Annotated in this window: 12 protein-coding genes; 10 read left to right on the forward strand and 2 right to left on the reverse strand. The window is 36.7% G+C overall.

Going from position 1 to position 14,463, the window contains the following annotated elements:
- Window positions 1-40 precede the first annotated feature (40 nt).
- The 6 genes from I6U49_RS08715 to I6U49_RS17090 all read left to right on the forward strand — a co-directional run bounded on the left by I6U49_RS08715 (window position 41) and on the right by I6U49_RS17090 (window position 8,204).
- Window positions 41-937 (forward strand): dihydrodipicolinate synthase family protein, encoded by an 897-nt coding sequence (locus I6U49_RS08715; RefSeq protein ID WP_198628380.1) that lies wholly within the window; start codon window positions 41-43, stop codon window positions 935-937.
- Between the two features lie 90 nt (window positions 938-1,027).
- Entirely contained in the window at window positions 1,028-4,300 is a 3,273-nt protein-coding gene (locus I6U49_RS08720) for a SusC/RagA family TonB-linked outer membrane protein (protein ID WP_232804678.1), read from the forward strand.
- Between the two features lie 12 nt (window positions 4,301-4,312).
- On the forward strand, window positions 4,313-5,818 hold the full coding sequence (locus tag I6U49_RS08725; RefSeq protein WP_198628381.1) for a RagB/SusD family nutrient uptake outer membrane protein: 1,506 nt from the start codon (window positions 4,313-4,315) through the stop codon (window positions 5,816-5,818).
- Window positions 5,819-6,007: 189 nt separating this feature from the next.
- Window positions 6,008-7,132, forward strand: coding sequence for a sialidase family protein (locus I6U49_RS08730; protein ID WP_198628382.1), 1,125 nt, complete (start codon window positions 6,008-6,010; stop codon window positions 7,130-7,132).
- 275 nt (window positions 7,133-7,407) lie between these two features.
- Window positions 7,408-7,947 (forward strand): 3-keto-disaccharide hydrolase, encoded by a 540-nt coding sequence (locus tag I6U49_RS08735; RefSeq protein WP_262894952.1) that lies wholly within the window; start codon window positions 7,408-7,410, stop codon window positions 7,945-7,947.
- The gene (locus I6U49_RS17090; protein ID WP_262894953.1) at window positions 7,842-8,204 is read left to right on the forward strand and encodes a 3-keto-disaccharide hydrolase; all 363 of its coding nucleotides are present in this window, start codon (window positions 7,842-7,844) and stop codon (window positions 8,202-8,204) included. The genes I6U49_RS08735 and I6U49_RS17090 overlap by 106 nt, the downstream gene beginning before the upstream one ends.
- Here I6U49_RS17090 and I6U49_RS08740 read toward each other — a convergent pair.
- Complete coding sequence (locus tag I6U49_RS08740; RefSeq protein WP_198628383.1) at window positions 8,188-8,928, reverse strand: FadR/GntR family transcriptional regulator; 741 nt, start codon at window positions 8,926-8,928, stop codon at window positions 8,188-8,190. The genes I6U49_RS17090 and I6U49_RS08740 overlap by 17 nt on opposite strands.
- A 114-nt stretch (window positions 8,929-9,042) precedes the next feature.
- Here I6U49_RS08740 and I6U49_RS08745 point away from each other — a divergent pair, with 114 nt between their 5' ends.
- The 4 genes from I6U49_RS08745 to I6U49_RS08760 all read left to right on the forward strand — a co-directional run bounded on the left by I6U49_RS08745 (window position 9,043) and on the right by I6U49_RS08760 (window position 13,306).
- Window positions 9,043-10,209: an AGE family epimerase/isomerase gene (locus tag I6U49_RS08745; protein ID WP_198628384.1), complete on the forward strand. Its 1,167-nt coding sequence runs from the start codon at window positions 9,043-9,045 to the stop codon at window positions 10,207-10,209.
- A gap of 124 nt (window positions 10,210-10,333) precedes the next feature.
- A complete protein-coding gene (locus tag I6U49_RS08750) occupies window positions 10,334-12,007 on the forward strand; it encodes a beta-N-acetylhexosaminidase (protein WP_198628385.1) in 1,674 nt (557 codons plus the stop codon).
- Window positions 12,000-12,926 carry a hydroxypyruvate isomerase family protein gene (locus I6U49_RS08755; RefSeq protein ID WP_198628386.1) on the forward strand — a complete coding sequence of 309 codons (927 nt, stop codon included), beginning with the start codon at window positions 12,000-12,002 and terminating at the stop codon, window positions 12,924-12,926. The genes I6U49_RS08750 and I6U49_RS08755 overlap by 8 nt, the downstream gene beginning before the upstream one ends.
- A 35-nt stretch (window positions 12,927-12,961) precedes the next feature.
- Complete coding sequence (locus I6U49_RS08760) at window positions 12,962-13,306, forward strand: formylglycine-generating enzyme family protein (RefSeq protein WP_198628387.1); 345 nt, start codon at window positions 12,962-12,964, stop codon at window positions 13,304-13,306.
- Here the strand turns inward: I6U49_RS08760 and I6U49_RS08765 are convergent.
- Window positions 13,270-14,250 carry an IS110 family RNA-guided transposase gene (locus tag I6U49_RS08765; protein ID WP_198627550.1) on the reverse strand — a complete coding sequence of 327 codons (981 nt, stop codon included), beginning with the start codon at window positions 14,248-14,250 and terminating at the stop codon, window positions 13,270-13,272. The two genes, I6U49_RS08760 and I6U49_RS08765, sit on opposite strands and share 37 nt — an antisense overlap.
- Between the last annotated feature and the right edge of the window lie 213 nt (window positions 14,251-14,463).

A 14,463-nucleotide genomic window follows, 5' to 3' on the forward strand; every position in this document is an offset into this window, starting at 1 on the left:
AAATTTATATATTTGATATGTAATACATAATACATATCAAATGAAGAACATGTTTGCGGCGACTTATGCGCCAATGAAAGAAGATTTTAGCCTTAATCCGGAAGTAGTTGCCAACTATTCCAAATTTTTGTTACGAAATAAAGTATTTGGGGTTTTTATAAATGGTTCTACTGGAGATTTTGTTTCACTTACCGGAAATGAGCGTATTGAACTTCTTGAAGCCTGGTCTGAGCAACGAGACAACGGACTTTACTTAATTAATCACGTAGGTAGCAATAGTTTAAAAGAGGCAGAAGATTTGGCGAAAGCTTCAGTAGGTAAAGCTGATGCGATTGCAGCTATAGCTCCTTTTTATTTTAAGCCTGCCAGTTTACAGCAATTACTGGATTATTGTAAGGCAATTGCTGTTAAAGCTAACGACCTACCTTTTTACTATTATCATTTACCAGTTTTAACCGGTGTGAACTTTTCTATGACTGCTTTCGCAGAAATGGCTAAAAAGCAAATCCCAAACTTTGCCGGGATAAAATTCACAGAAAATAATCTGGTAGAATTCCAAAAAACAAATCTAAATCATCCCGACCTGGATATATTCTTTGGTGTGGATGAGGCTTTTTGCTCTTCCTTGAGTTCATTGTCAAAGGGTTGGGTTGGAAGTACTTACAACCATTTAAGCCCGCTTTTTCATGAAATTAAAGCTGAATCTGACAAAGGGAACTTCCAAAAGGTATTAAAATTACAAAATTTGGTAGTTACGTTTGTAGAAACCCTTAGTAGCTATGGTAGTTTTAATGGAAGTGGAAAAAGTTTTATGTCGGCGTTAGGGGTAAATTGTGGACCATCCCGTTTCCCTCACCCAACTTTATCGACAGAAGAATTGGAAAATGTCTCTAAAACCTTCGATACCATAGGGGTATCCGCTTATTTTTCGTCATAAGCAAAATTTTTTTATAAAATTATTATGTATAACATAATGCATTTGTTTACATTAGCAATGTTAAAAAACAACAAATTAAATCTTAATTTTATGAGAAAAAGATTAAACTTTCTTGAATATGCGCTCCAAAGCATATTCTTAGTGAAACATGGAAAGGCTCCGAATAGGGGGCTTCTTGCTGCACTTATGCTAGTTTGTTTTGGGTTTGCCTTAAATGCCCAGGATATTGAAATTTCAGGGGTTGTTTCTGATGAAACCGGTATGCCCTTGCCTGGTGTTAACGTAATTGTAAAGAATACCAGCAGGGGAGTACAAACAGATTTTGACGGGAAGTATACCATTTCTGCCAGCGCCGGGGAAATTTTGGTTTTTAGCTACCTTGGCTTTAAAACTTCCGAAATCGATGTAGCGGCAAATACTTCAAATCTAAATGTAGTCTTGCAGGAAGATTTGTCTGGTTTAGATGAGGTAGTGGTTACAGGGTACGGGAAACAATCCAGGGCGAAGTTAACCACTTCTATCGCCAAAATGGATACCCGTATTCTTGAAACTTCCACTCGCTCTAATGCGGCAACTGCTTTGCAAGGTACGATTCCCGGCCTACGAGTTACCAATAATACCGGACAGCCCGGTGCTACTCCAAATATTGTATTAAGAGGAGGGACAAGCTTTGACGGTTCGGGTTCTCCTTTGATATTAATTGATGGTGTTCCCGGTAGTTTTTATGCTTTAAACTCCGATGATATCGAATCTATAGAGGTGTTAAAGGATGCCGCTGCAACCGCTATTTATGGGGCGAGAGCGGCAAATGGAGTGGTATTGGTGACTACCAAAACTGGTGAAGGTGGTAAGTCTACCATAACTTATAAACAAAAGTATAGTATTAACTATAAAAGGGAAACACCAGATTACCTAGATGCTGCCAACTTTATAAAATATAACCGACAGGCTATTTTATATTATAATGAAGCTACCGGAAGAAATAATTTTGACGCCGGATTCTTAAATGGAGCTTTAGCTTTTGGAACAGGCGGTAATACAACCAACTCGCCATTTACCACCCAATATTTAACCAACGAAAATAGGTATTTATTGGATTATCCAGGTTGGGGTACAGTTACAGACCCAGTAGATCCAAGTAAAGAAATTTTGTTTCGCCAAAATGATGTGGGGGATTTAATTTATCAGCCCAGCACCTCTACCGACCATTATATTGGTTTTCAGGGCGGAAATGAAAAAGGATCTTATTTTGCCAGTTTAGGGTATTTAGATAACGATGGGTTAATATTAGGTTCAGGGTTTAAAAGATATTCCGGGAAATTTACCGGTTCGTATAATATTTCAGATAGTTTTAGAGTGAACTCAAATATTCTATATGCACACTCTAATCTGAATTTAAGTCCGCTGGGAAGCAATAACACGGTTTTTAGAAGATTTGCGGGCCAGGCACCAACATCCAGAACTTATAATAATAATCCTGATGGAAGTCTTTCTGACGATTTAAACCCAGGAACGAATCCAGGCTTTGGTAACCCGTTGTATTATCAGGATAAATTTATCAGAGATAATGTGGAACAAAGACTAACGGCATCGGTTGGGATAGACTGGGATTTAATGTCTAATCTTACATTTTCTCTTACAGGAAGCCATTTTACAGTAAATAATTTGGATGAATCATTTAATAAAGCTTATTTAAGTGGAAGTTCTTTGATTGAAACAAGAAATGCTTCAGCCAGAGCGCAGAAAACACTTAGAAATCAACTTACCGGTACTTTAAATTATACGAAATCTGTTGATAAGCATTATTTCGACTTGCTTTTGGGAGCTGAATATTACCGCGATGAATATTTTACATTTAGCGCAGGTACTAAAAACTCCCCAACAGATTTAATTCCTACGCTTAATGCCGGTGCTGAATCCAATGGAGTTCCTTCAAGCTTTAGAACCCTTCAGGTAATTGCGTCAGGTTTTGGGCGTTTTAATTATGATTACGACGATAGATATTTAGTGGGACTAACTTTTAGATATGATGGTTCTTCCAGGTTAGGAAATAATAAATATGGTTTTTTCCCGGGTGTATCTTTAGGTTGGAACGCACATAATGAGGAATTCTTTAAAGATTCTGATATTAAAAACGTCTTCACTAAAATTAAACCCAGACTTAGTTATGGGGTAAATGGTAATCTTGAGGTTTTAGGTAATTTTAGTTCTTTTGGTTCTTATGGATCGCAGGGAGTTTACGATGGGCAAACCGGTTATGCCAATACTTCTTTGCCAACATTAGATTTGAGATGGGAGAGGTCTACTACCACAAACTTTGGTCTGGATGTTTCGTTATTTGATAATAGAATAAACTTAATTGCCGATTATTTTATTCGTGATGTAGAGGATAAGCTTTCTAACTTAACACTTCCTTATTGGACAGGATTCAGTGGAATAACTACCAATAATGGTATCTTAAGAAATAAAGGTTTTGAATTGCAATTAGGAGCAGATTTAGTTCGTGGAGAAGATTTCCAATGGTCTTTAAATGGTACCTTATCTAAAATCAAAAACTTTGTAGTAGAATTACCTGAAAATGATAACGAATTAAATCGCCAGGGCGGAACTCAAATTTACAACCCTAATACCGGAGAATTAGAATGGGTTGGAGGTTTACAGGAAGGCCAACGTGTTGGTAACGATTTGGTGGTAACTTACGTACAGGATTATATTTATGCCAACCAGGCAGAAGTAGATGCCGATGCCAATGTTCAGGATGATTTTCTACCAGATCCTTTTAAGCGGTATCCCGGGGATGTGGCTTGGGTAGATGTTAACGGTGACGATGTAATTAACAGTTACGATAGAAAGGTGATTGGACGAACTACTCCTGATTTTTACGGCGGACTTTCAACAAATATGAGTTATAAGAACTTTAGCTTGTATCTGAAAACAGATTTTGCTGCGGGCCATGTAATTTATAATCATATTCGCGGAAAAGGTTTGGCGCAAACCCAGGGTAACTTAAATCAGGATGCTTTAGTACTTGATTCCTGGACTCCTGAAAATACCGATACCGATGTACCAAGATTTGTTTTTGTTGATGCCCAGGATAACATTTTTAGAGGAAATGAAGGTACGGTAAATAGCCGGTTTTGGGAAAAAGGAGATTATTTGGCAATAAGGGAGTTAACCCTTAGCTACGATCTTCCTACAGAGAAGTTTACCGATAAAATAACAAAGTTGAGTTTATATCTAACCGGTACCAACCTTCATTATTTTAAAAGTTACAGTGGAGACACCCCCGAATTAGGTGGATATCAGGCGGGAGAATTCCCTCTACCGAGAACATTTACTTTAGGACTTAATTTAACCCTTTAAAAAGATATCAAGATGAAATTTATATATATAGTTTTAGCCTTATTTGTGCTAAGTTCTTGTGATAGTCAATTAGAGATTGATGCGCCAAGTGAACTTACCTATAATGGCTTTTGGGAAAGTGAAAATGGAGCTCGAGCAGCACATTCAGGACTCTACGGTACTTTTAGAGGTGCTGCAAATACCTTTTGGGTATTGGGAGCCATTAGGAGTGATGTTTGGGGAGGTCAAACCTTTGAATCTCCCTTTTATCAGGACCTTATAGAGTCTAATATTACCGTTTCTACAGCTCCCTTTGGAGGTTGGGGTGGTTTTTATTCTAGAATTCATAAGTTGAATGACTTTATTCAAAATGTTCCTAATATAGAATTTAATAATCCAGAAGATAAAGAACATATGTTGGGCCAGGCTTATGGCTTAAGGGCATATTACTATTATACCTTATTAAAAACCTGGGGGCCTGTACCAATTAGTGAGGAAATATTGAGTACAACATCGCCCGATGGATTGAGTAAAGGACGATCTTCAGAAGAAGAAGTGATGCAGTTTATAAAAGCCGATATACAACGATCTTTAGATGCTTTTGGCGATGATGCATCCTTCTGGAATGGTAACAAAAATTATTGGTCTAAAGCTGCTACCTTAACTTTAAAAGGAGATGCATATATCTGGTCTGGTAATTTGCTTGGTGGTGGTAACACTGATTTTACCGAAGCTAAAAATGCCCTGGAGCAGGTGGGGCAAATAGCTAATGTTGGTTTGGTTGAAAGCTATACCGACCTATGGGGAGCAGATAACGAAAACAATAGTGAGTTTATTTTTGCTATTCAATACGCCGAAGATGAGGCCGGGAATTTCTATAACGCCTTTACCGGAAGAAGTACCGAAATTTGGCCACAGTTTGATGAAGATGGAAATTCTATGGAAGGCTTTATTATAGCCGGTTCTAACCGTTATGGCCCCAGTGAAAAAACACTTTTATTGTCTGATGACAATCTGGATGCCAGAAAAGATCAAACTTTTATAAGACTGTACAGCGATTCTAATAACGGGGCAGGTTATCCTAACTATAATGCCAATAAATATTTTGGTTCAGTCTTAAATAAGTTTTTAGGACGTGTAGATGGAAGTGTTAGAATTTTTGATAGCGATATCCCTGTGTATAGGTATGCCGATGTGGTTTTACTAATGGCAGAAGCTAAAAATTATTTAGGTGAGGATCCATCTTCAGAAATAAATCTAATTAGGGAAAGAGCCTATGGAGATGATTACGATCCAGCAATTCACGCTTATTCAAATGGATCTAAAGCAGAGAATACCGAAGCTATTCTGAATGAACGTTATGTTGAATTTATAGCTGAAGGAAAAAGATGGTGGGATTTGAGAAGAGCCGGTGATCAATACGTGATAGATAATGTTGAGTTTCTGGATGAGGGCGATGAATATAAGTTGAAATTGCCAATTACCTTAGATATGATAGGTAGAAATCCACTACTGGAACAGACTGAAGGCTATGAATAATAATTAACCCCATGTTTATTATTTGTTTGTTAGCAGTAAAAGGCCGCTTTGGCGGCCTTTTATAATTAAATTAGTAAATTATCTCGTAGCCGTGCCTATAAGTGTTTTATTATATATTTTAAATTAATAACCAGAGGCGGGCTTCTGAGCATTAAACCGCTAGTATAGATTAAATTAAATTGATTAAAAATGAAAAAATTAGTAGTACTATTAGTATTAAGTGGCTTTTTACAGAGTTGCAAGAGTAATAATAATGAAAAAGAAAAAGAAGTAGAGGAAGTAAAAGAGGCTAAAGAAAAGGAATTGGTCTTTACAGACTTATTTAATGCCACAAATAAAGAAGATATTGCTTGTTACCGTATTCCATCTTTAATAACCGCGCCTAATGGAGACCTTATAGCTGCCATAGACGAACGCGTGCCTTCCTGTGCCGATTTAAGAGGTAGTAAAGACATAAATATTGTTCAGCGCAGAAGTACCGATAATGGTAAAACATGGAGTGATATTGAAACCGTTGTGAATTTCCCCGAAGGAGAATCGGCATCAGATCCTTCTATGATTGTAGATGAAGAAACTGGCGAAATGTTCATGTTCTATAATTTTATGGATTTGGAAAATGAGCATAATGTTTATTATTTACACGTAGTTAGCAGTAAAGACAACGGTGAAACCTGGAGTGAACCCAGAGATATTACCAACCAGATTGCCAAAGAGGAATGGCATAAAGATTTTAAGTTTATTACATCGGGTAGGGGAACACAAACTAGTTCTGGAAGGTTGTTGCATACCCTGGTAAACCTTGATAACGGCTTGCATTTATTTGGTAGTGATGACCATGGTAAAACCTGGTTTTTAATAGATACACCTATAAAGCCTGCCGATGAATCTAAAGTAATAGAACTCGCAGACGGTAGGTATATGATTAATGCCCGGGTTAATACCGGAGAAGCTCACCGTTATGTGCATATCTCTGAAGATAAAGGTGAAACCTGGGAAACCCGCGCCGAAACTAAATTAACCGATCCGGGAAATAACGCCAGTATTATTAGGTACAGTCATGAAGGGGCTGATGCAAAAAACAGACTGCTTTTTTCAAACTCTAATAGTGCCGATTCCAGGGAGAACTTAAGTGTTCGCATTAGTTATGATGAAGGGGAAACCTGGAGCGAGGCAAAAACTATCTATGAGGGGGCTGCAGCTTACTCAGATTTAACCGTGCTGGAAAACGGGGAAATTGGTGTGTTTTTTGAAGCCGATAATTATACCAGAAATCTCTTTACAAGCTTTTCTTTAGATTGGTTAACCGATAAATAAGAACTTTATATATCGGTTTTACCCATTCGATGAATGAAACCGCTATAAGTTAGACCTCACAGATACTGAAATCTGTGAGGTCTCTTATATTAGGGCTTATTAGAATGTATTAAGGATAGAATAGTTTTTTTAGTAATAATACTGTTTGCGAATACTCAGTTAAATTTTATGTTTAATTAACTATCAATATTAAATATATGGAGGGCTGAACTTTTTGTCAATTCTATTGTTCTAAAAACCATTTTAATACTTAAATTTCCCATTTTTAAAATTAGATGAAATTGAATAGAATAAAGACTTTTTGTTATTTAATAGGCGTTTTCGCTTTAGTTGGGTGTAAATTAAACAACACGAAAGCCGTAAAAAATGATTCCTGGGAATATTTATTTAATGGTAAAAACCTTGATAATTGGATCGTTAAAATTCATAAACATGAGTTGGGAGACAATTATGCCAATACTTTTCAGGTAAAAGATGGTGCTATTCAGGTTAGTTATAAAGATTACGAAAAATTTGATGAGCGCTATGGTCATCTTTTTTATAAAGAACCCTTCTCTAATTATCATTTAAAATTTGAATATCGCTTTACCGAAGAATGGCTGGAAGATGCTCCCGGTTATACGTTTAGAAATAGTGGGGTAATGTTTCATTCCCAGAATCCCAAAACAATTTTAAAAGATCAGATTGGCCTATATCGGTGGAATACCAAATGCTTGCCGATGCCGAAGACGGCAATCCGCGGCCAACCGGAAATATGTGTTCTCCCGGAACAGAAGTTTTCTATAAAGGCAAAATGGATCCACGCCATTGTATAAATTCTTCTTCAAATACGTATCCCTGGAACGAATGGGTGCAGGCCGAATTGATTGTGCAAGATAGCCTGGTTACCCATAAAGTGAATGGCGAAATAGTCTTAACCTACACAAAAACACAAATAGGAGGTGGTACTACTAATGGTTATAATCCTGAAATAAAACAAGACGGTAAAATGTTAACCGAAGGCTATATTGGTTTGCAGGCTGAAGGCCAGGGCGTATTGTTCCGGGAAATTAAAATTAAACGTCTGAAATAGTGTTTTTATCACTTTCTCCCTTAAAAATTGAATCAAAGTGAGGCTCTAAATGGTGGCGCATGGCATTTCTAAAGGTTTCGGGGGTTCCAATCTTTATATTGTCCATTAACATTCTATGGGTTACAAAACGTCCCGATGAATATCTATGTTTAAAATCCTGAGGTGTGTTTTTAAGGTGAACATATTCAAAAACCGGCAATAACAATTGCTGAAAACCTTGTAAGGTTTTATTATCAGAAATTTGGTAAAGTTTTCCGTGGAAGGCTATTTCTTTATCCAGGCTAAAATAACTTTTGTCCAATTCTTGTTCTTCTTCCTCTTCTCTTACAACAATCTCTTCCAGTTCATCCAGGTCTTTTTGGTTTTTTCTTTCAAATAGAAAATCTGCCATTCCCATCTCCAAAATCAGTCGTAGTTCAAAAAGGTTTTTTAAAATACCTGTGCCAAGAAGGCTGGGGTCCAAGACACGGGAAAAATTATTTATAATATCGGGCTCTGTAAGTACCATACCCCGGTGTTTTTTAGATTCTACCAGTCCCAGAGTTCTTAACCTCAATAGGGCTTCTCTTATCACCGTTCGACTAACACCCAGAGATTCCGAAAATTCCAGCTCTTTCGGGATAGGATCTCCAGGTTTTAAGTTATTATTTTTAAAAAATTCTAATAGCCGTATTTCCACTTTATCAACAAGGGAAAGCGTATCAATTGGTTTTAAATTCTTCATAGTTTGCAAATATCCCGAAAAGACTAAGAAATAAAAATATTTTATAAAAAATAAGATAATAAAATAATAAAGATATAACTAATTTTTATATTCGTATTATGTTATACATATGTTATGAGATCAAATTTATATAAGACTGCACTTTTAGAAAATGTTATTCCTTTTTGGAGTAAAAATTCAATTGATAAAGATTTTGGAGGTTATTTTTCCTGTCTAACCAGGGAAGGTAAAGTTTATGATACAGATAAGTTTGTTTGGCTTCAGGGAAGACAAGCCTGGATGTATTCTTATTTGTACAACAATCTTGCTCAAAATGAGCAATGGCTCGAAATTGCCAAAAATGGTATCGATTTTTTATGTAAACACGGAATGGATGAAAATGGAAATTTCTATTTTTCCTTAACCCGTGAAGGTGAGCCGCTTATTTCGCCCTACAACATCTTTTCTGACTGCTTTGCCACCATGGCATTTGGGCAATATGCAAAAGCCACCGGGGATAAGCAAATTGAAGAATTGGCAAGAAAAACGTACTATAATATTCTGGAACGCCGTAACAATCCAAAGGGTAAATACGAAAAATCTACCGGAAACAGAGCCTTGCGAAATTTTTCCCTGCCTATGATTTTATCGAACCTTGTTTTAGAACTGGAATCTGTTTTGCCTGAAGAAGAGGTAAACAGGCGAATTGATGATAGCGTTACGGAAGTGATGGATATTTTTCTTCAGAAAGACGGACTTATCTACGAAAACTTAAATCCTAATGGTTCATTTTCAGATAGTTTTGAAGGTCGCCTTATAAATCCGGGGCACGGTATTGAGGCTATGTGGTTTATGATGGATATTGCGAAAAGAAAAAATGATAGGAAATTATTGGACAAAGCCATACAGGTAGTTTTAAATACCCTGGAGTTTGGTTGGGACAACGAATATGGCGGAATCTTCTATTTTCTTGATGTGAAAGGATATCCTCCTCAACAGCTGGAATGGGATCAAAAACTATGGTGGGTGCATCTGGAAGCACTGGTAGCACTTGCAAAGGCTTATAGTTTAACCGGTGACCAAAAAATTTGGGATTGGTATAAAAAGGTTCATGACTACGCCTGGACTAGATTTTCGGATAAGGAAAATGGTGAATGGTTTGGTTATTTAAATCGGCAGGGGGAGCCACACCTTACTTTAAAAGGTGGAAAATGGAAAGGTTGCTTCCATGTACCCAGGGCTATGTATCAATGCTGGAAAGCCTTCCAACAAATTGAAAGTAACGCTCCAACTTCAAAATAATTTAGGTAATTAGAAAACTTCATTCCTTAATCAAAAAGAAAACTTAAAAAATTATGAAGTATAAATTTTTAGTTTTCTTTTTGATAATTATATTTATGCGAAATTTTTATTTAGAAAGTTAATTATGAGAAAAATTATTACCTCCTTATTTTTAACCATGAGCATTATATCCTGCGATACATCCAAATCTTACGAGGAATTTGCTAAAGTTGAAAATAAAAAGCAGGATTATGCTATAATTCCGCTTCCGCAAAAAATGGAAACTTCAAAAGGGGTTTTTATTGTTGATGAACATACTAAAATTCAGGTAAGCCAGGATTTAAGTCAGGAAGGTCAATTTCTTGCAGACTATATTGAAGAAGTGACCGGTATTGCTCCTGAAATAAAATTGAATGAAAAGGAGGTAGGACGAAGCATCAGTCTTAAAATTTCAACTGATTTTGATAGGGATGAGGCATATAATTTAATAGTTACACACGAAAAGGTTGTAGTTGAAGGGGCTTCTGCTAAAGGCGTTTTTTATGGAGTACAAACACTTAAGCAACTATTACCGTTACAATCTGAAATTGATGCTGAATCTGCAGAAATAGCTATTCCTGCCGTAACTATTTCAGATGCACCGGCATTTGACTATAGGGGTATGCATTTGGATGTAGCTCGACATATGTTTCCCGTAGATTTTATTAAAAAGTATATAGATCTTATAGCGATGCATAAAATGAATACTTTTCATTGGCATTTAACCGAAGATCAGGGTTGGAGAATTGAAATAAAACAATATCCAAAACTTACCGAAATAGGCTCTATTCGAAAAGAAACGATGATAGAAAAGAACTTTGATCCTTATAAAGGTGATGGTGAAGAATATGGCGGGTATTACACGCAAGAGGAGGTTAAAGATATTGTGGCCTATGCAGCCAAAAGACACGTGACTGTGATTCCTGAAATAGAATTACCTGGGCATTCTCGTGCAGTCTTGGCCGCTTATCCAGAATTAGGGAATGGTACCGGGCCTTATGAAGTGGCGACAAAATGGGGTGTTTTTAAAGAGATTTTAGCTCCAAAAGAAGAAACTTTTGAATTCCTTGAAAATGTTTTAACCGAAGTTATGGAATTGTTTCCAAGCGAATATATTCATATTGGTGGAGATGAAGCGCCAAAAACAGAATGGGAACAAAGTGCCCAGGCACAGGAAGTGATAAAGCGAGAAGGTCTTAAAGATGAACATGAACTGCAAAGTTATTTTATTAGAAGAATTGAAAAATTCTTAAATGAAAATGGTCGTCAAATAATTGGCTGGGATGAAATTCTTGAAGGTGGCCTGGCACCTAATGCCACTGTAATGTCCTGGAGAGGCAACCAGGGGGGTATTGAAGCAGCCAAACAAAAGCATAATGTGGTAATGACTCCAAATACCCATTTGTATTTTGACCACTATCAATCCGACCCCGAAACTGAACCTTTGGCTATTGGAGGTAATTCTACAGTGTCTCATGTTTATTCTTTTGATCCTGTTCCCGAAGAATTATCAGCGGGGGAAGAAAAGTATATTTTAGGAGCTCAGGCCAATGTTTGGACCGAGTATATGAAAGATTCAGATTACGTAGAATATATGGTTTTGCCCAGGATGACTGCTTTGTCTGAAGTAGTATGGACCTATCCTGAAGAGCGAAACTGGGATGAGTTTAAAGCACGCTTAGTCGAGTTTAAAAAGCTTTATGACCAAATGGATTTAAATTATGCCACACACGTTTTTGATGAGGTGAATAATGAAGAAAATACACTGGCAGATGAATAGAAGAACTTTTGTAAAGCAAAATATAGCAGCATCAGCCCTTGCAGGCCTTGGATCGGTTGGTGCTTATGCCGCTAATATTTCTGAAAATAACTTTTCGAACCAAAAGAAATTTAATCTTAACTATGCGCCACACCTGGGTATGTTTAGGGAACATGCCGGTGATAATCCTATAGACCAGTTAAACTTTATGGCCGATGAGGGCTTTACGGCTTTTGAAGATAATGGTATGAAAGGAAGGAATAAAGCACTTCAGGAAGAAATGGCAGCTACCATGGCTAAGAGAAATATTCAAATGGGCGTATTTGTAGCGCATACTATTTATTGGACAAAGCCAAATCTCGCTAGTGGCGATAAGAATTTGAGAGAAGAATTCTTAAAAGAGATTAGGGAATCTGTAGAGGTGGCTAAACGTGTAAATGCAAAATGGATGACGGTAGTGCCCGGGTATATAGACCAACGGCAAAATATGCAATATCAAACGGCCCATGTGATCGAGTCACTAAAAAGGGCTGCCGATATTCTAGAGCCTCATAACTTAACAATGGTTTTAGAGCCTCTCAATTTCAGGGATCACCCCGGTTTATTTTTAAGCGAATCACCCCAGGCGTACCAAATTTGTAAAGCTGTTGATAGCCCAAGCTGTAAGATTCTTTTTGATGTTTACCATCAACAAATCCAGGAGGGGAATTTAATTCCAAATATTGAAGCTACCTGGGATGAGATAGCCTACTTTCAGGTAGGTGATAATCCTGGAAGGAAAGAGCCTACAACCGGTGAGATTAATTATAAAAATGTTTTTAAGTTCATTCATTCTAAAGGCTTTGAAGGCATTGTAGGTATGGAGCATGGGAATTCCAAGAAGGGAAAGGAAGGGGAAAAAGCAGTAATTGAAGCTTACAAACACAGTGATAATTTTTAATAATGAATTATAGATATCTGTTAATATGCTGTTTAATGCTAGTTTCATTAAAGTTTTACAGCCAGGAAAATTTAAAAGCTTATGTTCAGGGAATTTCCGGAACCGATCTTAGTATTGATATGGTTGCCATCCCAGAAGGAACATTTTTAATGGGGAGCGATCCTGAAGAATTTGGGCATTATAAAGATGAGGCTCCTTTACATAAAGTTCAAATAGATCCATTTTGGATGTCATCAAAAGAAATTACCTGGAAGCTCTACAAGCTCTATCTGGAGCGCCCCTTAGGTGATCTACCTTCAGAAGATAAGGCGAGTAAGCCAACCATAAAAATTGATGCTGATTTCTATGACACTTGCAAGTTATTATTATATATTTTTTGATTTTTTATGATGGCAAAAATTCTATGAATGATCTTATTTCTTACAGCATTTAAGACGCTCATTTTGTTTTTGCCTTCATTTACCTTTCGATGGTAATATTGTTTTAAATCAGAAGGCAATTGGATCGCCCTCATGGCTGCTAAATGCAGTATTTTCTTAATGCCTTTATCTGCATAGATAGAAACCGATGCCCTACCAAAAACAGAAGTTCCTGAACTTTTTGAAAATGGCGCCACTCCAGCATAACAGGCAAATTTACGAGGATTTGTGATCGATTTAAATGCATTTGTTTTAATCAACATATTCCACGATAAAATAGGACCTACTCCAGGAATAGCACGTATTAAATGGTATTGGTGCTTCAATACACTATTGTGCTCAATAACCTCAATTATTGATTTGTCGGTTTGTTTTATTTTTTCAGTTAGTAATTGAATAAGTTCAGCTCCGTGCTCTTCCAGTTGCGGCAAGTCAAGATCTGCAATCAGTAGGTTTTCTTTGTTTTTTGCTTTGAGTTGGGCTCTTTGCTTAATTAACAGGTTCCTATGGGATATAAGTGCTTTCAGCTTTTCTATTCCCGGTTCTGGTTTTTGATGTGGTTCGAGTTCTGTGTGGTTTTTTTCCAGGAATTTAGCAATACGGAAGGCATCTATAATATCATCTTTTCCTCTGGTGAGTCCAATACTTTTGTGTAAATGCAAAGGATTTACTTCGTAAAAAACGATATTTAAAGAGGTTAAGACTTCAATAATCTTACGGCCATATCGCCCCGTATTCTCAATACAGACTTTTAAACTTTGTGGCTTTGAGCCACTAAAAAAAACTTTTATAGCTTTTTTGTTGTTATCAATACGTTTGGCCAGTTTCTTCTCACCTTTTATAGAACAAATATCCAATGTGTTTTTACTGATATCAATACCTACAAAAGTCAATGAATTTTTCATAATTTTGGTTTTAGTTATGAATGGATTAAATTAAATAGGACTCAATTCCTTAATAATGGGCTTTTAATCCCGAATTTCTATTTGAGTTACTATTTAGGGAAAGAGTAGGTACTGAATCAGCATATAGCTCTTTTAACTGGAACTTGTTATAGTTAGCCTACTCTTTTTTAATCCTTAATTTACACAAATTTTACTCTTGCAAGTCTAAAGGAA

The organism is Salegentibacter maritimus (assembly GCF_016236915.1).
Lineage (GTDB): Bacteria > Bacteroidota > Bacteroidia > Flavobacteriales > Flavobacteriaceae > Salegentibacter > Salegentibacter maritimus.

Bases quoted from the DNA above. Each gene is read 5' to 3' on its own strand.
- I6U49_RS08715 (WP_198628380.1), top strand. From the start codon at position 41: ATGAAGAACATGTTTGCGGCGACTTATGCGCCAATGAAAGAAGATTTT.
- I6U49_RS08720 (WP_232804678.1), top strand. From the start codon at position 1,028: ATGAGAAAAAGATTAAACTTTCTTGAATATGCGCTCCAAAGCATATTC.
- I6U49_RS08725 (WP_198628381.1), top strand. From the start codon at position 4,313: ATGAAATTTATATATATAGTTTTAGCCTTATTTGTGCTAAGTTCTTGT.
- I6U49_RS08730 (WP_198628382.1), top strand. From the start codon at position 6,008: ATGAAAAAATTAGTAGTACTATTAGTATTAAGTGGCTTTTTACAGAGT.
- I6U49_RS08735 (WP_262894952.1), top strand. From the start codon at position 7,408: ATGAAATTGAATAGAATAAAGACTTTTTGTTATTTAATAGGCGTTTTC.
- I6U49_RS17090 (WP_262894953.1), top strand. From the start codon at position 7,842: ATGCTTGCCGATGCCGAAGACGGCAATCCGCGGCCAACCGGAAATATG.
- I6U49_RS08740 (WP_198628383.1), bottom strand. From the start codon at position 8,928: ATGAAGAATTTAAAACCAATTGATACGCTTTCCCTTGTTGATAAAGTG.
- I6U49_RS08745 (WP_198628384.1), top strand. From the start codon at position 9,043: ATGAGATCAAATTTATATAAGACTGCACTTTTAGAAAATGTTATTCCT.
- I6U49_RS08750 (WP_198628385.1), top strand. From the start codon at position 10,334: ATGAGAAAAATTATTACCTCCTTATTTTTAACCATGAGCATTATATCC.
- I6U49_RS08755 (WP_198628386.1), top strand. From the start codon at position 12,000: ATGAATAGAAGAACTTTTGTAAAGCAAAATATAGCAGCATCAGCCCTT.
- I6U49_RS08760 (WP_198628387.1), top strand. From the start codon at position 12,962: ATGCTAGTTTCATTAAAGTTTTACAGCCAGGAAAATTTAAAAGCTTAT.
- I6U49_RS08765 (WP_198627550.1), bottom strand. From the start codon at position 14,250: ATGAAAAATTCATTGACTTTTGTAGGTATTGATATCAGTAAAAACACA.